A 17,755-nucleotide genomic window follows, 5' to 3' on the forward strand; every position below is an offset into this window, starting at 1 on the left:
GAGCTCCATCGCCGCCTGGCCCGCGGTTACCGCAACCGGGACAACTACCGGCTCCGTATGCTCCTGGCGGCCGGCGGGCTCATCCCCTGATCCCCACTCAATGACCGAAGAGCCAGTTTAAGGCTCGCGCGGTGCGCATGATGCGCGAGCACCAGCAGGACTATCCGTCGCTGACGGTGGCTTGCCAGGAGATCGGTCAGCAACTGGATCTGGGCCGGGAGACGCTGCGCAACTGGGTCCGTCAGGCCGAGATCGACGCCGGGAACCGGGACGGGGTCACCACGGCTGAGACCGAGGAGATCAAGCGGCTGAAAGCCGAGAACAATCGGTTGCGCGAGCCAACGAGATCCTGCGCAAGGCCTCGATTTTCTTCGCGTCAATGTCATCGTAGGAAGTGCCGGCGGGGTTGGCTCGTTTATTCGCTGCCCTCGATCCTGGTGGGCTTGTCCGCAATGTGCCGCCCCGCCGGTCCGGCCTGGCGAGGCCCGGGTGTGGCCTGATAGGAGCGTGCGCTGTTCGGCGTCCGATTGAGGTGTGCCCGCCGGGGGCTCGTCCTGCCTTGCGATCAGGCACGAGGAGCACGCGGAGGTAGCCATGGTCACCGTTGTGGGTATCGACACCCACAAGAACACCCACACCCTGGTCGCCGTGGACGGGCTCGGGCGAAGACGCGCTTTGGAGGTCGACTTGCTGCTGGCCGGTCACCAGGTCGTGCGGGTGCTCACCCGGTTGATGGCTGGAATGCGCCGCGGGGCCAGGCAACGCGGCAGGTCCGATCCGATCGATGCTGAGGCCGTCGCCCGCGTCGCACTGCGGGAGGACGAGCTGCCGACCGCGGTGATGGCCGGCCCGGAACGCGATCTGAAGCTGCTGGCCGACCACCGCCGGTCCATGGTCGCCCGGCGCTCGGCCCTGCAGTCGAAACTGCGATGGTTCCTGCACGAGATTGACCCGGCCATCAAAGTTCCCTCTCGGGCCTTGCCCCGCTACTGCGTCCTGGACTCCCTGCAAGAGCAGCTGGCCGGCAGGGACGGGGTGGTGGTCGAGATCGCCGGGGACATGATCGCCGAGATCATCAGCCTGACCCGGCGGATCAACGAGCTCGAGGCGCGGCTGGGGCGACTGGTGCGCACCGAGTACCCGCATCTGTTGGCCGTGGACGGTCTCGGGGTGCTCGGCGCGGCGACGATTGTCGGGGAGACGGCCGGGGCGGCGCGCTTCCACTCTAAGGACGCCTTTGCCCGGTCCAATGGCACTGCCCCGATCCCGGTCTGGTCCGGCAACAACGAGCGGTTCCGTCTCAACCGCGGCGGCAATCGTATGATCAACACCGCTTTGCACATGGCCGCTGTGACGCAGCAGAGACTGGGCAGCGAAGGAGCGGACTACGTGGCCAAGCAATTGGCCCGCGGCAAGACCCGCACCGAAGCGATGCGCCTGCTACGACGGCGGATCTCGGACCGAGCCTTCGCCGCTCTGCGCGCCGATGAGAGGGCCATGGAGTCACCAACCGATTTCAGGCATCGCCCTGATGCGGAACCAGTTCTCGAGGTTGCTGCTTGACATAGGCGCATCGGGCAACTCGACCCCTGCAATCACTGATCATGGGGTTCATCGACCAGATGAGGGTCGAAGGCTACGCGGTCGAGTCGATCTGCGCGGTCCTGCGTCAGCAGGGCGTGCCGGTCGCCGCGAAAACGTATCGGTCCTGGAAGTAACCCGGCTGGAGGATCGCCGCACGCACCGTGAGCGACGCGGTGGTGGTGGTGGTCATGGACGCCCTGATGGCCACCGTGGGCACCCCGGAGGGCCTCTATGGCCGGCGGAAGATGACCGCCTTGTCAACGCCGAACGAAAATTGACCCCCTATCGCCGAGTGAAATCTGACCCCTCCTCGGTGGTGTAGCGGCGGGTGCGGTAGGACTCTCCGTCCATGGTGAGCACGTGGGCGTGGTGGATGAGGCGGTCGATGGTGGCCGCGGCGATCACGTCGTCGCCGAGGGTGTGGCCCCACTGGGAGAAGGCCAGGTTCGAGGTCACGATGACCGAGCCGTGCTCGTAGCGGTTGGCGATGAGCTGGAAGAAGAGATTGGCGGCCTCGGCCTCGAAAGGGATGTACCCGACCTCGTCGATGATCAGCACCCGGTAGCGGCGCAGCCGGCGCAGTTCCTTCTCCAGGGTGCCGGTGTTGTGGGCGGCGAGTAGGCGGGTGATCCATCCGGTGGCGGTGTCGAAGAACACCGGGTAGGAATGGTTGGCCGCGCAGACCCCCAGGGCGATCGCCAGATGGGTCTTGCCGGTGCCCGGGGGCCCGAGCAGCACGACGTTCTCGGTCCGGGGCACGAAGGTCGTCGTCGCCAGGTGCGCCAGCAGCTCGTTCTCCCGGGCGGCCAGCACACTGGGGTCGAAGTCCTCGAGGGTCTTGATCTGTGGGAAGTGGGCCCCTGCGATCCGCAGCCGATTGCCGTTGGCGGTGCGGGTGGCGACCTGCCGGCCCAGCACCGCGGCCAGGTACTGCTCGTAGGACCAGTGCTCGGTGCGGGCCTGGGCGGCCAGGGGGCCGGCCAGTTCGGCGATCTGTGGGGTCTTCATCGCCCGGCACAGGTAGCCGATCTCCTTGGCCGGGTCGGTGGACGGGTTCATGAGGCTCTCCTGATCAGTTGGTCGTAGACGGCCAGATCCCGGGTGGGCACGGTGAATTCCCTAGGCCCTGCGGCCCGGGTCGGGCGCTGCTGGTAGGCCGCACGGGCTGCGGCGGCCGCGGCCATGTGCACCGGGTCGGTGACGGTGCCAGTTCCCGCCCACAGCCGGGCATGGCAGGCCACCTCGCGCCCGGCGGTGGTCGCGGTGACGGTGTGGTGATCGGCGCGCACGCTCACGATCCGCCCGATCGCATCGGGGTGGATGGAGTAGTCGACCCCGGCCAGGCGCAGGTGGTAGTCCCGTCCCAGCCGGGTCGTGCTGCTCAGGCCCGTGGCCGGGGCCACCGGCGGCAGTGCCCCCATCGCGGCCCGATCGGCCTCGAGCACCTCGAGGGGTCGGGCGCCCAGGGCGCGGACCTTCCGCCGGTTGGCCACCTCGTCCAGCCAGTCCTGCAGCTGAGCGTTGAAGTCGGCCGGGGAGGAGAACGTGCGTCCGGGCAGGAACGAGGTGCGCTGGTACCCGTTGGCTCGCTCGACCATGCCCTTGGTCTCGGGGTCGTAGGGGCGGGCCTGCCAGATCCGGGTGCCCAAGGTCCCGGCGAATGCGGTCGTGGCCGGGGCCAGGCGCCGGTGGGCGCCGAGACCGGCCTCGTTGTCCCACAGCAGCATCCTCGGCACCGCGCCGAGCTGTTCCAGCAGCACGTACATGCCCTCGAGGATGTCCCCGCCCGCCCGCGAGGGCAGCATCACCGCCATCAAGAACCTCGAGTGCGCGCAGATCATGCTCAGCACCGGGAACGACCGGGCCACCTCGTGCTCGTCGGGCACCACCGGCGGCGGGAACCACAGATCGCACTGGATCACCTCCCCAGCACCCCAGCGCACCCGGTCCACCGGATCCGGTGGGGCGTAGCGCGGCCGCAGCTGCGCAACCTTGGCCCGCAGCACCGAGGCCGAGTGCTCCCACCCGATCCGCTGGCCGATCACCGACGCCGGCATCGTCGGGAACTCCCGCAGCAGGGCCTCGATCCCCGGCACGAACGGGTCCACGATCGAGCCGGCCGGAGCGCGTTCGTACCTCGGCGGCACATCACTGGCGATCGCTGCCCGCACCGTGTTCCTGGCCAACCCCAGCTGCCGCGCAATCGCCTTGATCGGCATGCCCTCCGCCCGGTGCAACCGGCGGATCTCGGCCCAGTCCTCCACACTGATCACTCCCTCAGCATCACCGCCGAGGGGTCAATATTCGCTCGGCGCCCGAGGGTCAGTATTCAGACGGCATCGACACGCCTACCTGCGCCGGTCCGGGCTGGTGTTGGCCCACTGCACGGTGGACCGTCTGATGCGCACCCTTGGGTTGGCTGGGGTGGTCCGCGGCAGGCGGGTGCGCACCACGATCCCGGCCAAGGATGGGACGCGGGCGTCGGATCTGCTCAACCGCAACTTCACCACCGCGGCCCCGAACACCGTGTGGGTGGCCGATTTCACCTACGTGCGCACCTGGGCCGGGTCCGTCTACGTCGCCTTTATCGTGGACGTCTTCGCCCAGCGGATCGTGTCCTGGAACGCGGCCAGCACGCGCACCACGGATCTGGTGCTGACCTGGCTACGAATGGGCCGGTGGGACCGCACCCGGCATGGGCTTGTGCTGCCGGATGGGCTGATTCATCACCACGACGCCGGGTCGCAATACACTGCGTTGCGCTTCACCGAACACCTGGGGCTGGAGAGCATGGCGCCGTCGATCGGCTCGGTCGGGGACGCCTACGACTCCTGCCTGATGGAGTCGATCATCGGTCACGGCAAGACAGAATGCATCCGCTCGGGCCCGTTCGTGAAAGGGCCGCTAAAGACCGTCAGCGACGTCGAGTACTCCATAATGGCGTGGCTCGACTGGTACAACACCCGCTGGCTGCATTCCAGCCTCGGCAACATTCCACCTGCCGAGTTCGAGGCCGCCCACTACGATCAGATCACTGCGTCCCGGTCGGAGGCGCAACCAGTATGAAGACGGCAGGAAAGCTGAGACGGTTCATTTTATGTTTTTGTGTGTTCACGGACGGAAGATGGTCTGCCTGTCGATCCCGCACACGCGAAAGCTACACGAGCAAACTTTGGATTTCTTGGGCTGTGGCCTTGAGCAGGGTGCCAAGTTCGATGCGCAGTTGTTCGGTCATGCGGTGAGCAGGAACTGACACGTTGATGCCATAGCACTTTCCGTTTGGGCTCATCACGGGCGCGGCGACTGACATGACGCCGTCTTCACTTTCTTCCCGGCTTGTGGAGTATCCGATTTGTCGGATCGTTTCGAGGGCACGCTCCAAGACAGCACGGGAGGTGATAGATCCCTTGGTAAGGCCCGGAAGTGTTTCCTGCGGATAGAGCGCATGGAGCTCATCCTGGGTGAGCAGGCTCAACATTGCTTTGCCAGTTGCGGTGCAGTTGGCTGGAAGTCTCGCGCCCCGACGTGAGGAGACTCGAACGGCGCGTTGGCTCTCGATGACTTCGAGGAAGTGCACATTCGAGCTTTCGAGCTCGGCGAAGTGCACCGTCTCTCCAGTGGCCTCGAACAGCCGTTCCAACGCTGGTCGGATCAAAGTGCCCACATCGACATGGCGCTGTATGGCGACAGCGATGGAGCTGAGCGCTTGTCCGGGTTCGTACGCCTTGGTGTCGGGGTTCTTCCGGACGAAACCCCGATAGAGGAGCATTCCCAGTAGTCGATGTGCGGTCGAAGAGGCCACGCCTAAGTATTTGCTCGCGTCCGTGAGCCGAATGCTCGGGCGGGTTTCGAACAGCAACAACAGTCGTAGTGCGTTGTCGACGGACTCGATGGGGTACTGCGGGAGAGGGCCGTACCGGGACGTGTCCTCCGCCGTCTCTGATGAGGGCATGAACTTCATGGTACTGAGCCACGGTGGCCTTGGCAGGTCGGCCGTGGCAGTTGCTTTCAACGCCGCTCGCCAAGGCGTGCCAGTTCATGCCTCCACGCAGTACCCATGTTGAATGCTCCTCCGAGGTCGGGGAGTTCAGCCATGTCGGCCTCGGGCAGGTCGACGAGCTCCCCGCCCGCGGACGTCACCTGGAGGGCCAGGCCGGCTAAAATGTCCACGCTGATCGCCTGCAACACCGCTTGTTCGACAGTCTCGGCCGCACTCGTGAGGCCGTGCCCACGGAGCACCACGATGGGCCTCATCCCCATGGCATCGACCATCTCGGCCGCGAGCCCCCGGTTGCGGATGAGGACTCCACGGGGATAGACGGGCACCCCATTAGCCGCGAGACGGGTTCCGGGGATGTCGAAGGCTCCCACGATGGGGCGAACCGTCAGTCCTGCAAGGTCCGCAGCGACCACTTGCGGAGGATGGGCGTGGACCACGGCCCGGAGGTCGGTACGGCGCCGGTACAGTTCGGTGTGCAGCGGCAGTTCGTTAGGGACCGTGTATCCTCCTCCCAGTTCGCCATCGGCCGCAGGATTGCCGTCGAGGTCTACCAGGCGGATATCTTCGGGCTGGGTGTACGCGAGGCCTCGCTCGTGGGGGCCCCGGCAACGTACCAGAAGGGTGTTCTCGGTGATCCGGAGGCTGATGTGTCCCAGGATGCCGTCGGCCAGGCCTCGGTGCGCCAAGACCCGGCAGGCGCTGGCGATGGTCTCGCGCGCGGCCCCGTGGTTGCGGGGCAAGGGGTTTTCCGAGGTCATGGTGCTCCCATCGGCTGGGTCTCCAGTTGGGGTTCGAGCTTCTCGCGCAATTCCTGAACCGTGGTGCCCTTGGCCATGCCGAGCCGGCAGGCGAGGAGGGCCTTGGGCCAGTTCACGATTGCTGCGCCTCGAAGGGTTGTGCCGTCCGTGGTGTACAGGGCGACGAATCGGCCGTGGACCTGAGGATGTCCGATGACGACATGGTCGACGTTGCCCCCGACGCGTCCAACGACCTGGATCTTCCAGTTGTGCTGGTCGCTCCACACGTACTCGATGGGCGTGTAGGCGCGAGGTTGATCCGGATGCGTGATGTTGTGGGCCACGCATGCGGCCTGCTCGACCGCATTGGTCCAGTGCTCAATCCGGACGTCCTCGCCGTGTTTCTGGTGGCGCCACCGGGCCACGTCACCGACGGCGTACACATTCGCGGCGTCGAGTGCCTGGCAGTACTCGTTGAGCACGACTCCATTGTCCACGAGCAGGCCGGAGGAACTGAGCCAGGAGTCGTTGGGGATGACTCCGATGCCGACCAGGATGGTGGCCGCCGGAACGCTCTCGCCGTTGGTCAGGCGGACGGCGAAGTTGCCCTCCTCGCCCTCGATGGATTCCACGCCGACGCCGAACATGGTGGTGACACCATTGTCTCGATGCAGATCACCGAACCAATGGCCGATCTCAGGATTGAAAATGCGGCTCATGGGTACAGGAACCGGGTCGATGACCGTGACCTCGAGTCCCAAGGAACGGGCAGTGGCTGCCGCTTCGGCGCCGATGAAACCTGCGCCGATGACAACGAGTGCTCCGCCCCGGAGAAGATCCCCTCGTAGTTCGCGGGCGTCTTCGAGCGTGCGCAACACGTGGATCCCCGGGGCTCGGCCCCAAGGCGAGGGCCGCGGATCAGCTCCTGTGGCGACGACCAGCTGGTCGTAGTGAAGGGGCTCGTGCCCTTCCAACTCCAGCAGGTTTTCGGCGATGTCCAGGCCGACGGCGCGGTGTCCCAGCAGAAGTCGGATGCCGTCGGCATCGGCTTGCTCCTGGCTCAGCAGACGGATGGACTCCTCGTCGGCGGATCCTGCCAGGACGGATTTGGACAACGGAGGCTTGTCGTAGGGAAGCTCGGTCTCTTCTCCCACGAGGATGATTTCTCCTTCATATCCTTCCAGGCGGAGCGACTGTGCGGTGCGTACCCCCGCGATGGAGGACCCGACGATGACGACGGTGCCCGCGCTCATGCTTCCTCCACCATGAGTGCGGAAACCGGGCAGCTGCGCGCAGCCTCGGTGACGCGGGCGCGTTCGGACTCGGGAACTTCAGTCTTGAGCAGGACGACGACTCCATCGTCGTCCAGGTCGAAGTAGTCAGAGGCTCCGACAATGCAGTTTGCATACCCCTGACAGGCTTCCAGGTCAGCTTTGACTACAGGCATGGTCACATTCCTTTTTGAGACGGTAGTGCTTTAGCGATTGGAGTTTTTACTCGTCACTCGTCTTCGGCCACGAGCGGTCCGAAGGGGTGGCCGATCATGGCCGAAAACGTGGCGGGGGCCTGCCAAGTCAGAGACTCCAGTTCCAGTGGGCACAGCGTGACCCACTGGCCCGAACGGGGCGACTTAATCAGCAGTCGTGAGCCGTTGCGGGTTTCGATGCGGGTGACCTGGACCTCAGAGAACTCATTGGCGATGACAATCGGCTTGCCGGTGACGTGTTGCTCCAGCCGGTGACGTTCCTCGGCGGCTCGGATCGCCGCGAGGCGATCCTCCTCTTCACCTTCCCATTCCAGTTTCACAGGAAGATCGCCAGGTTCTGCATGCGGATGACCGACTCATCGACCATGATGGTGCGCCGAGCCAATTCCCAACCGGTCGCGGTCCGTCGGAGCAGGTCTTCCCGTCCTGCGGACACGGTGGCGGCCTCCCCGACATCACCACGGCTGCGAAACAGCAGGACCGCCGAGTCCACGATGATTTCCTCCGGATTGGGGGTGCGGAAGGTGCGCACGTTGGTGATGTAGTGGCGCAGCCGTGACGGGGGGTCCTCAGTCCATGCGTGCTCCGTGGCAAAGCGAGCCACCCGGCGGCTGAGCGAGTACTTGTTCTCGTCCCAGTGCGCCATGCCGGGTGAGGTGGTGTATCCGGCACCCAGTGCGGTCGTGACACGCACCGGCATGAGATAGTGCACGTCCTCGGCGATCCGCGCAAGCCATTCGTCGTAGTCCTGCGCGTCGAGCAGGTATGCCTCGTCGACGAGCCACCGGTGCGCCTCCAGATGGAGATCGTCGTTGAACGGAAGGCTCTGCCCGATCCGCTGCGTTCGAGGTGCGTGAGATCCCAGTGCCGACTGCTCGGACAGCGTCAAGTCCTCGTTCTCGTGTGCTCCAACAGTCATGGTCAGGCCTCCTCGGGAAGGGTGGTTGCGGGCATGGTCGCTGCGCTGCCGCTGGCGGGCTGGGCAGGTCCCGATCCCGTGGCAGCTGGCGCCTGCACCGGGTCGGAGCCGACGTGAACCTGCGCCGCGGCTTCCGCCGGCCGCTCGAGGTGCTCTGCCCAACGGATCAGGAGCTCTCGCTGGTTGTATTCGCTGTATCCGATACGGGTGGAGCCGGGCCCCGAGTACTCCTCGGGGGACAGGGCCTCGACGACGTTCTGACCGTCCTCGAGCATGCCCATCCGGCTGTTGAGCAGCAGCCGCCGTGCCATAGACCCGGCGGCGGTGTTGGTGAGGGACACCCAGTTCTCGACGTCGTCCTGCTCGAACATGCCACCGCTGCCGAAGCACATGAGATACGCCTTGTAGGAGAGCGCCTTGAACTCCTCCGGCGCGTTCTTGTCGACGGCGAACCAAGAGAGAATCTCGGTCTCATTCTCGCTGATCGGCTGCCACATGCGGATGGAGATGAAGGGAAGGACCTCATCGGACCCCTCCTCGACCCTCGGCCAGTTGTGGACAAAGCTCATGTTCGGAAACACCGATGCCGCCGACACCATGAACCCGTCCTTGCCGACAACGTCAAGCTGCTGTTGGGTCCACTGCTCCTTCATCCGGTCGATCATCTCGTCCGGATAACCCACGTAGCGCAGGCGCTCCTCCAGAGTTCCTTCGGGCAACTTGTACGTCGTGCCGCCGCCGTTGCCTGCCCAGTAGGTGGTGCCGTCCTTGCGCTTCTCGGCCTTGGGCTCTCGGAAAAGGCCGATTTCTACCACGGAAGTGTGGGTCTGGGGTGTGTGGTACATGTCTCCGGCGAAGTTTTCGGCACCGATTTTCCAGTTGGCCTTGACCCGCCAGCGCTGTGGCCCGCGCAGTTCGATGCCATCGGCGCTCTGCTTCGTGTAGTAGTCCAGGTAGAACTTGAAGTCTCCCAGAAAGTCCTCGAGGGGCTCGGCGTCCGGGTCCATGCTGATGAAAATCAGCCCGTTGTATGTGGCCAACGAGGGGGCGGGCAGCAGTGTCTGGCCCTTCTTTTTGAAGCCTTCCTCCCCGCCGTAGGCCTCCTTATGGAACGGCAGGCCGACGATGCGCCCGTCGTTGCGGTACGACCATCCGTGGTACGGGCAGCGGAAGTGGGAGGCGTTGCCCATCTCTGCTCGGCAGACTTGCATCCCTCGGTGGAGACACATGTTGAACAGGGCTCGGACCTCGCCCTGTTCGTCCCGGGAGATGATGAACGAGTCTTCGAGAACTCGGCGGACCACGTAGTCGCCGGCCTCGGGGACCTCGGACTCATGGGCGACGAAGAGCCAGCTACGGCTGAAGAGCCGCTCCTTCTCCAGTTCGAAGATCTCCTTGTCGTTGTAGATGTGCGCGGGGATCATGCCCCGTCGAACGTCCTCTAGGACGCCGTGGTGGTCTGCCATGGGAGAGCTCCTTATCAATCTGAACGCGAAGTCTGGAGAGCAGAGGACTTCTCTGTAAGATAGAGAATCGCGTATTTTGTGATGTACGTCAAGCCCCGAGCGGTTTTCGTCTACTGCCGGGATACGTGTGGTCCGGGAATCAGTGGCCGTTCTCGGGGGCATCCGAGTCCCGCGCGGCGTGCTCCCCACGGTCCAGTACTGCCATGGCTTCCATGTCCTCGGCTGTCAAGCTGAAATCGAACACCGCGATGTTCTCCGCCAACCATTCGGGCTTGGCGGCCTGGGGGATCGGGATGATTCCTTGCTGGACGTGCCATCGGAGGAGAACCTGCGCTGGCGTCCGCGCCATTCTGCGCGCGATCTCAACCACGATCGGGTGGTCGCGCAGGCCCGTTTCGCGGCCAATGGGACTCCACGCCTCCGTGACGATTCCTAGGCTCTGGTGGACGGCCCGCGGTGGAAGTCGTGCGAGATCGGGACTGAGCTGGATCTGATTGACGTCGGGGGTCACGTCTGTCGCGGCGATGATCTTCTCCAGGTGTACCGGCTTGAAGTTGGAAACACCGATCGCCTTGACGCGTCCCTCGTCGAGGAGCTTGACGAGACCTTTCCACGCTTCGATGTACCGGCCTAGGGCGGGCACGGGCCAGTGGCACATGAACATGTCGAGGTAGTCGAGGCCAAGTGCCTGGAGGCTGTGGTCGTAGGCCCGCTGGACGCCGTCGACGCTGTGGGACTCTTTGTTGAACTTGCTGGAGACGAACAGTTCCTCCCGGGGGACCCCGGCCGTTCGGAGGCCCCGTCCCACGGCCTCTTCGTTGCGATATTGGAACGCCGTGTCGATGAGCCGGTAGCCGCTCCGGACGGCGTATCGAACGACTGCTTCGCATTCTTCTTCCACCATCGGCCAGGTGCCCAGTCCCAGGTGCGGAATGCTGTGCCCGTGCAGCAGGTCCAGCCGCGGGACTGCTGGGGGCTCGTTGATTGGATGGGTTTCCGTTGTCATGAACAACCTCTCTTCGAAATGTCTGTCGTGTCGGTCGCTGGATGCGAACGCCCGGGGCTCGGAACCTGTGTCGATCAGGTGACACCCTTGTTCGATCTCCAGGTGGTGGCCGCCGGGGCGGTGATGAGCAGGCCCGCGGCCAGCAGTGCAGCCGTCACGGGTGCAAGGGCGACCACTCCTGCCATAGCCACTGGTGTGAGCATGAGCGCCGTCGCACGGAAGATGCCCGTGAGCGCCAGTGCGTCGCCGCGTTCCTCTGGGTGCACCTTTTCGGCCGCGATGGCCGGGCCAACGGTCTGCAAGATCCCGGCGCCGATTCCGGAGACGGCCAGGGAGACGGCTACAAGGCCAGTCAGTCCGGCGAACGGTCCCGCTGCGGCCACACCGAGTCCTGTCGCGAAGACTCCGGTGACCAGAGACGCCCTGATGCCCTTCTGGCGTATCCAGCCGCCGAAGGCGCTGCCGGCGAGGACGGTGCTGTTGGCAATGGACAGCAGGATGCCGATGACTGCAGCCGACTGCCCTGCCAGAGACAGGGCGAGCGGAACGTAGGAGTCCAAAAGACTCTTCCATGCGCCTGCCGCAGCGTTCATCCAGCAGGCTGCGTTGACGCCGGGGCGTCGCCACAAATGCTTCTCCTGGTTTCTGCGGGCAGAAGGCCTGGGCGCGAACGGAGGAAACCTGATCAGCATGGCCGCCGGGAGAACGGCCATGGACCCCGCAACGGCTCCCAGCACCAGTGGAAGTTGCACTGAGACCTCCCAGAGGTAGCCGGCCACGACAGGTCCGACCAGTGCGCCGGCGCCGGCCGCCAGATTGACGTCCCGAAGCCCGTTGACTGCTGAGGCCGCAGTGCGGACGGCGTGAGTCTGGCTGCTGGTCCAGAAGAACGCTCGGGCTGCTCCCTGCACCAACTGGGATGCCATGAAGATCATGAACGCGGGCGAGACTGCCAGGAGGGCGCACGAAACTGCGATCATCAGCCCGGAAGCTATGAGGAACGACCTGTCCGGGATCCTACGCATGAGCGCGCCCATGCAGAGGCGTGTGAGGAGCTGCGCGATGGCAGCCACAGCCACCAGCAGACCGATCTCACTGGCGCTGTAACCCGCATGCACTCCTAGCAGAGGGACGACGACGGACAGAATGCCCAGCGCGACACCGAACAGCACGATGGCCAGCGCGCTCAACACCCTGTCACGGCCGACGGAGGGCAAGAACTTCCCCGTGGTGGCAGCTCGTTAGGCCGGGCGTCCCAGGGGCTCCCCCGGCGCGCGAGAGCTTACCCTCATCGTTTTTAGTCGCGGACATGCTGGAGGTAGGCGCTGGCGTCCTCCAGGCTCACGACGTCACCGTACTTGTTGTCGATGTCGAAGAGACTGGCAAGGTGCGGCAGCTCGGCCCTGTCTCCGACGCCCTCTTCCACGACGACCGTGTGGAACCCGTAGGAGCAGGCGTCCACGGCGGTGGCTCGGATGCAACCGCTGGTCGTGCATCCGAGGAGCATCACCGTGTCCACGCCCCGGGACACCAGCCGGGCCGCCAGGTCGGTGCCGAAGAAGCAGGACGCATACTTCTTGACCAGCAGCATCTCGTTCTCGCGGCGACCGAGCCGTTCGTCCAGCTCCACCCACTCGCTCCCTTCCACCAGCCAGCTGTTGGAGGGGATCTTGCGGATCCATTTGCCGGCCTCCTGGAGGTCGGAGTCGTAGGCGACCGTCGAGAAGATCACGGGCACGTCGGCCTCCCGCGCGTCCGCGAGTAGCTGTTGGGTGGCCCGCAGCTGAGAATCGAGCTCGCCGGCCAGGGGGGATCTCGTGTCGGTGAACCCCCGGATTAGGTCGATGACCAGCAGTACCGGGCGCTGTCCGAAGCCGGTCCGGCCTCCCAGGCCTTTGGTCTTGAATTCTGCTCGAAGACGTTCGTACTCATCCACCGCAGCGCTGTGGGACATGGTGTGCCTCTCTGTGGCTCGTTCGGACGGTCGTAGGTGATCTATGACCCATGTTCAGGACTTCTTGCTGAGTCTGCGTTCAACTGCCCAGAGCACCATGTTGCCGATCAAAGCTATGGCTGCGAGGAGCACGATAATTCCGTACATCGACGGCAAGTCCAACCGGCCGTAGGCGCGCAGGGCCAGGAGGCCGAGGCCTGCGCGTGCCGCGAAGAACTCGGCGATGATGACGTTGATGAACGCGATGCTGAAGCCGATCCGGATGCCCACCATCAGCGACGGAGCCATCGCGGGCACATAGATCTTGGTCACAGTCTGCAGCCGAGACAGGCTCAGCGATCGTGCAAGTTTTGGTAGTACCGGGTTGATGGCACGGACACCGGCGGTCGTGGACACAATGATCGGGAACACCGCCGCGAGGGCGGCCATCGCCGACTGGGCGCCGACTCCCACCCCGGAGATCTGCAGGAGCACGGGGAAGAAGACGATGCGCGGGATGGCGAAGGCCCCCGCGACGATGGGGTCGAAGACGGCGCCCAGGAACTTGCTTCTGCCGATGGCGTAGCCCAGTGGGAAGCCGATGGCTGCTGCGATGAGGAAGCCGATGGCTACTGCCTCCAGCGTGGTGCCCAGATGCCGGTAGATGGAGCCGTTGGCGAAGAGCTCAGCGAGTGCGGCGAAGGAGGCCGCGGGGGACGAAACCAGGTCCGAGAGGACGGACAGCCCGGCCCAGATGGCAATGAGCGCGAGGACCACCGCGACGCGCCACAGATTGTCCTTAATGGTCGTCGTCGTCCGGGCTCCGGAGGGTGCGGCAGTCTTGGGCGCTGCAGGAGCGCTCACGTCCGTGCTCATAGCATGTCCTTTCTGATCCGCTTCTCCGACCACGTGAGAATGCCGTTGACGATCACGCTGAGCACGACCACGATGGTGATGTAAGCCCACATGTCCGCGGTGTTCAGCTCGCGGTAGTAGAAGCCGGCGCGGAATCCGATGCCCTGTGCCGCGAGGATGAACTCCATGGCGATCGTGCCGATCACGGCGTAGATGAATCCGAGTTTCACGCCGGGGAAGACCAGAGGGGTCGCGGCGGGGAGCAGAACCTTCAGGTAGTACTGCGAGGCAGAGGCGTTCACCGATTTCGCGAGCTTGTGCAGGATCGGTTTGATCGAGCCCAGGGCGACCATCGTGGTGAGCGCTATGGGAATGAGCGACATGGTCGCCGCAATGACGATGATGGGTCCTGCGTTCAGGCCCATGATCGCCAGCAGGACCGGGTAGAACAGCAGGGTCGGCATCGCGTATCCCGTGACAAGGAACGGTTCCAGCACGCGTCCCACGCCGGGAAGTCGCCACAGGAGCACGCCCAGCGGTATTCCTCCGAGGAGTCCGACGGCGAAGGCCGCCAGGATGGTCGTCAGCGTGCGTACGGCGTCCGCACCGAACTCGCCGGTCGGGACGATCGAGGCCAGACGTTCGACGATCTCCGTCGGCGGCACCATGAGGCTGCGCTCGATGAGCCCGAACCTGGTCGTGGCTTCCAAGACGACGACGAGTCCGACGACGATGCACCAGCGCACGACCCGGGGCCGGCGCCACAGAGGATCTGTCCTGAGCTGCGGTGAGGGCTTCTTTTCTGTGACCGTCACGCCGACTGCGCTCCTGGGCCCAGGGTCTTCTCCGCTTCGACCTTGACCAGTTCCCACAAATGATCCTCGAGCTCCCGGAACCGCGGCATGGCATGGGTCCCAGCAGGCCGAGGGCGGGGGAGGTCGATCTTGACGACCTCCTTGACCACCGACGGTCTGGCGGACATGACCCAGACCTCGTCCGAGAGGTAGACCGCCTCCTGGATGTCGTGGGTGATGAATAGAACGCGGTTGCGCGTCTTCTCCCAGATGTTGAGCAGTTCCCGACCGACGAACTGCCGAGTCTGCTGGTCGAGCGCTCCGAATGGCTCGTCCATCAGCAGAACCCGTGGCTCCATGGCCAGCGCTCGGGCGATGGCCACCCGCTGCTTCATGCCTCCGGAGAGCTGCCCCGGGCGATGGTTCTCGAACTGTTGCAGCCCGACGAGCTCGATCATGGCGCGGGCTCTGTCGAAGCGCTCAGCCTTGGGCATCCCCTTGACCTCGAGCCCGAACGCCACGTTGTCCAGGACGCTGCGCCAGTGGAGTGTCGAGTCCTCCTGGAAGACCATCGCGGTGTCGCGTCGCGGGCCCGTCACGGTCTCGCCGTCGATGCTCACCGTTCCCTGGGTCGGCCTGAGCAGGCCGCCGACCATGTCTAGAAGAGTGCTCTTCCCGCAACCGCTGGGACCGATCACGGAGACGAATTTGTGCTCGGGGATGGCACCGCTCACGTTCGCGACGGCCTGCGTCACCCCGGTCGCACTCTGGAAGGTCATGCCGATGTTGTCGAAGACGACGTCGTGTTCCTGCGCGGTCGCCGGCTGGGTGGAAGCCGCGCTCATGACAGGAAGTCCCGCACAACGACGGAATCCATGTCCGGCTCCTGGGTGATCTGGTCCTGTTCCATACCGGCTTCGACGACCGCTTCGAGCTGCGCGTCAGTGAAGTCGAGACTGAAGAATTCCTGGGAGTTTCTCAGCGCCTCGAGAGCGACCTCCGGTTCGTACTCAATGGCCCTGGCGTAGACTTCGGCGGCCGCCTCCACGTCGTTGGAAATCATGTCCATCGCCCTCTGCAGGGCCCTGCCCCATCCCCGGAGGGCGTCGGCATTTTCGTCCATGAATGCTCCTGTCGCGACCAGGCAGGTGTCGGACCAGTCGGTGACGTAGTCCCTGGACCGCCAAATGACTTTGCCGCCGCTTTCGCTAGAAATCCTCTCGGACAGCGGCGAGGCGGTCCACGCCACGTCCACGACTCCCTGGGAAACTGCGGTCCACGAATCGGCGGCCGAACCGACACTGACCAGCTGAACGTCCGTGCCTGGCGTCAGTCCTGCTTCGCGCAGAGTTCGCTCGGCAAAGTACGAGGAGTTCGACCCCGGCGTGCTGACAGCGACCGTCCTGCCTCTCACGTCCTCGATGGCGTTGATCGGAGAATCCGGAAGAGCGATGAAGTCGACGGATGCGGCGGTGTAGACGTTGCCGAAGATTCGAACATCCATGCCGCTTTCCGCAGCAATGAAGACCGGCAGGGTCGAGGATGTGCCGAACCCGATGCCCGACTCGATGCCGCGCACCGTGTCCAGCCCACCGGGGAACTGGACGTGCTCTAAATCCAGCCCCTCTTCCTCGTAAAAGCCCTCTGACTGGGCGATGAAGAACGGTGCGGAGTGGATGAGGCTGGCGAGACCAGTGACGGCGACGTCCCCGGAGTAACCCCCGCTTCCGCCGCCTCCGCCCTGTCCGCATGCCGCCGTCGAGCCCAGCGCGACAACACCCCCTGCCGCGGCTGAGAGCTTTAAGAAACCTCGGCGCCCCATGGGGCGAAAGATGGTGGTCATGCGGTTCTCCCTCGTCGTGTGTGGCGCATATCCCAGTCAGTGAACCACGTCACTTCACTGCTGTCCAGACCCTTCCTCTGCTCTACAGATATGTCTAGGATCACTTTCACAAAGCGAGGAGCCGCGGAACGCCTAGGCGCGATAGTCGCGCGTGCTGAGCAGCCGGAGGACTCGTGCCGTCTGACCGAAGGACCATGTATCCGATGGACAACAAGCTCTACGACTACAGTCCGATCACTGATCGAGCGCCCCTCCACTGGCCCGAGGGCAAGAAAGTGGCCTTCTACTTGGGCCTGAATCTCGAGCACTACTCGATCGACAAGCCCTCGACGTCGATATTTGGGGGCACGGCAGGACTCCACCCCGACCCCCTCAACTACGGGTGGCGCGACTACGGACTGCGCGTGGGGCTCTGGCGCATGATCAACTCACTCGACGTGCACGGCATTCGGGCCAGCGCCCTGGTGAACGCGGAGGTATGCAGGCACTACCCACAGGTCGTCCGGGCCGGCCTGGATCGGGACTGGGTCTGGGTCGCCCACGGACGCGACAACTCGACCTTCCAAACGGGAATGTCGCGGGAGGAAGAAGTTGACTACCTCGAAGACGTGGTCCGCACCATCGAGTCGCACACGGGCTCAAGGCCCAAGGGCTGGCTGGGACCCGCACTGACAGAGACTGACAACACTCCCGAGATACTCGCAGAACTCGGTCTGAGCTACGTTCTCGACTGGTGCGCAGACGACCAACCTTTCCACCTCAACGTCGCCGGCATGATGAGCGTTCCCTACTCGATCGAGGTCAACGACGTCACGCTTTTCTCGAACAGAAACCTCAGCGGCCCCGATTTCCTGCAGATCGTGAAGGATCAATACGAGCAACTGAGCGCGGACGCGGGGGAAAGTGGGCGGGTGATGTCTTTGCCCCTCCACCCCTTTATCATCAACCAACCCTTCAGGCACAAGTACCTGGACCTCGCGCTCGAATTCATCGCAGGCCAGCCCGACGTCTGGTTGACCACCAGCGATGACATCGCGAAGCACTTCAAGGACATGCCTGAACGTCAAGACAGTTAGGCGCGCAGGCGCCTAGCCCAGCCACGCTGGTTGGCGCGCGCCGTCCCGTCCGGGCC

The 17,755-nt window shown here is 64.6% G+C and carries 19 protein-coding genes and 2 pseudogenes; 5 read left to right on the forward strand and 16 right to left on the reverse strand.

Translation table 11 applies throughout. The annotated features are described in order from the left end of the window. Window positions 1-125: 125 nt before the first annotated feature. From PU704_RS16250 to PU704_RS16260, 3 genes and pseudogenes are all read left to right on the forward strand, one after another. Window positions 126-500: pseudogene (locus tag PU704_RS16250) on the forward strand (transposase); the annotation flags it as partial. A 94-nt stretch (window positions 501-594) separates the two neighbouring features. After that, window positions 595-1,563, forward strand: a complete 969-nt coding sequence (locus PU704_RS16255) for a transposase (RefSeq protein ID WP_277552021.1) — start codon at window positions 595-597, stop codon at window positions 1,561-1,563. A gap of 17 nt (window positions 1,564-1,580) precedes the next feature. Then, window positions 1,581-1,838: pseudogene (locus tag PU704_RS16260) on the forward strand (IS3-like element ISPfr13 family transposase); the annotation flags it as partial. 28 nt (window positions 1,839-1,866) lie between these two features. Here PU704_RS16260 and istB read toward each other — a convergent pair. Continuing rightward, the gene (istB, locus tag PU704_RS16265) at window positions 1,867-2,643 is read right to left on the reverse strand and encodes an IS21-like element helper ATPase IstB (RefSeq protein ID WP_109244646.1); all 777 of its coding nucleotides are present in this window, start codon (window positions 2,641-2,643) and stop codon (window positions 1,867-1,869) included. Continuing rightward, window positions 2,640-3,857 (reverse strand): IS21 family transposase, encoded by a 1,218-nt coding sequence (gene istA, locus PU704_RS16270; RefSeq protein ID WP_258300638.1) that lies wholly within the window; start codon window positions 3,855-3,857, stop codon window positions 2,640-2,642. Before istA ends, istB begins: the two co-directional genes overlap by 4 nt. Here istA and PU704_RS16275 point away from each other — a divergent pair. Continuing rightward, a complete protein-coding gene (locus tag PU704_RS16275; RefSeq protein WP_277552022.1) occupies window positions 3,802-4,650 on the forward strand; it encodes an IS3 family transposase in 849 nt (282 codons plus the stop codon). The genes istA and PU704_RS16275 overlap by 56 nt on opposite strands. A gap of 91 nt (window positions 4,651-4,741) precedes the next feature. Here the strand turns inward: PU704_RS16275 and PU704_RS16280 are convergent, their stop codons facing one another. From PU704_RS16280 to PU704_RS16345, 14 genes are all read right to left on the reverse strand, one after another. Continuing rightward, window positions 4,742-5,545, reverse strand: coding sequence for an IclR family transcriptional regulator (locus PU704_RS16280; RefSeq protein ID WP_338130238.1), 804 nt, complete (start codon window positions 5,543-5,545; stop codon window positions 4,742-4,744). 47 nt (window positions 5,546-5,592) lie between these two features. Further along, on the reverse strand, window positions 5,593-6,342 hold the full coding sequence (phtC, locus tag PU704_RS16285; RefSeq protein ID WP_277552024.1) for a 3,4-dihydroxyphthalate decarboxylase: 750 nt from the start codon (window positions 6,340-6,342) through the stop codon (window positions 5,593-5,595). Next, entirely contained in the window at window positions 6,339-7,574 is a 1,236-nt protein-coding gene (locus tag PU704_RS16290; protein WP_277552025.1) for an NAD(P)/FAD-dependent oxidoreductase, read from the reverse strand. The genes phtC and PU704_RS16290 overlap by 4 nt, the downstream gene beginning before the upstream one ends. Then, a complete protein-coding gene (locus tag PU704_RS16295) occupies window positions 7,571-7,768 on the reverse strand; it encodes a ferredoxin (RefSeq protein ID WP_277552026.1) in 198 nt (65 codons plus the stop codon). Before PU704_RS16295 ends, PU704_RS16290 begins: the two co-directional genes overlap by 4 nt. Before the next feature lie 53 nt (window positions 7,769-7,821). Next, window positions 7,822-8,127 (reverse strand): hypothetical protein, encoded by a 306-nt coding sequence (locus PU704_RS16300; protein ID WP_277552027.1) that lies wholly within the window; start codon window positions 8,125-8,127, stop codon window positions 7,822-7,824. Next, window positions 8,124-8,726 carry a 3-phenylpropionate/cinnamic acid dioxygenase subunit beta gene (locus tag PU704_RS16305; RefSeq protein ID WP_277552028.1) on the reverse strand — a complete coding sequence of 201 codons (603 nt, stop codon included), beginning with the start codon at window positions 8,724-8,726 and terminating at the stop codon, window positions 8,124-8,126. Before PU704_RS16305 ends, PU704_RS16300 begins: the two co-directional genes overlap by 4 nt. A 2-nt stretch (window positions 8,727-8,728) precedes the next feature. Further along, on the reverse strand, window positions 8,729-10,192 hold the full coding sequence (locus PU704_RS16310; protein ID WP_277552029.1) for an aromatic ring-hydroxylating dioxygenase subunit alpha: 1,464 nt from the start codon (window positions 10,190-10,192) through the stop codon (window positions 8,729-8,731). Window positions 10,193-10,331: 139 nt separating this feature from the next. Continuing rightward, window positions 10,332-11,198 carry an aldo/keto reductase gene (locus PU704_RS16315; RefSeq protein ID WP_277552030.1) on the reverse strand — a complete coding sequence of 289 codons (867 nt, stop codon included), beginning with the start codon at window positions 11,196-11,198 and terminating at the stop codon, window positions 10,332-10,334. A 74-nt stretch (window positions 11,199-11,272) separates the two neighbouring features. After that, complete coding sequence (locus tag PU704_RS16320) at window positions 11,273-12,391, reverse strand: MFS transporter (protein WP_277552031.1); 1,119 nt, start codon at window positions 12,389-12,391, stop codon at window positions 11,273-11,275. A gap of 104 nt (window positions 12,392-12,495) precedes the next feature. Beyond that, window positions 12,496-13,152 carry an N-carbamoylsarcosine amidohydrolase gene (locus tag PU704_RS16325; RefSeq protein WP_277552032.1) on the reverse strand — a complete coding sequence of 219 codons (657 nt, stop codon included), beginning with the start codon at window positions 13,150-13,152 and terminating at the stop codon, window positions 12,496-12,498. A gap of 54 nt (window positions 13,153-13,206) precedes the next feature. Further along, window positions 13,207-14,007, reverse strand: coding sequence for an ABC transporter permease (locus PU704_RS16330; protein ID WP_277552033.1), 801 nt, complete (start codon window positions 14,005-14,007; stop codon window positions 13,207-13,209). Next, window positions 14,004-14,801: an ABC transporter permease gene (locus PU704_RS16335; RefSeq protein ID WP_277552034.1), complete on the reverse strand. Its 798-nt coding sequence runs from the start codon at window positions 14,799-14,801 to the stop codon at window positions 14,004-14,006. The genes PU704_RS16330 and PU704_RS16335 overlap by 4 nt, the downstream gene beginning before the upstream one ends. Continuing rightward, window positions 14,798-15,625 carry an ABC transporter ATP-binding protein gene (locus tag PU704_RS16340; protein ID WP_277552035.1) on the reverse strand — a complete coding sequence of 276 codons (828 nt, stop codon included), beginning with the start codon at window positions 15,623-15,625 and terminating at the stop codon, window positions 14,798-14,800. The genes PU704_RS16335 and PU704_RS16340 overlap by 4 nt, the downstream gene beginning before the upstream one ends. Next, window positions 15,622-16,623 (reverse strand): ABC transporter substrate-binding protein, encoded by a 1,002-nt coding sequence (locus PU704_RS16345; protein WP_277552036.1) that lies wholly within the window; start codon window positions 16,621-16,623, stop codon window positions 15,622-15,624. Before PU704_RS16345 ends, PU704_RS16340 begins: the two co-directional genes overlap by 4 nt. A 203-nt stretch (window positions 16,624-16,826) precedes the next feature. Here PU704_RS16345 and PU704_RS16350 point away from each other — a divergent pair, with 203 nt between their 5' ends. Next, window positions 16,827-17,699, forward strand: a complete 873-nt coding sequence (locus tag PU704_RS16350) for a polysaccharide deacetylase family protein (RefSeq protein ID WP_277552037.1) — start codon at window positions 16,827-16,829, stop codon at window positions 17,697-17,699. The last annotated feature ends 56 nt before the right edge of the window (window positions 17,700-17,755 follow it).

This window comes from Kocuria oceani (genome assembly GCF_029524215.1).
GTDB classification, from domain to species: Bacteria; Actinomycetota; Actinomycetes; order Actinomycetales; family Micrococcaceae; genus Kocuria; species Kocuria oceani.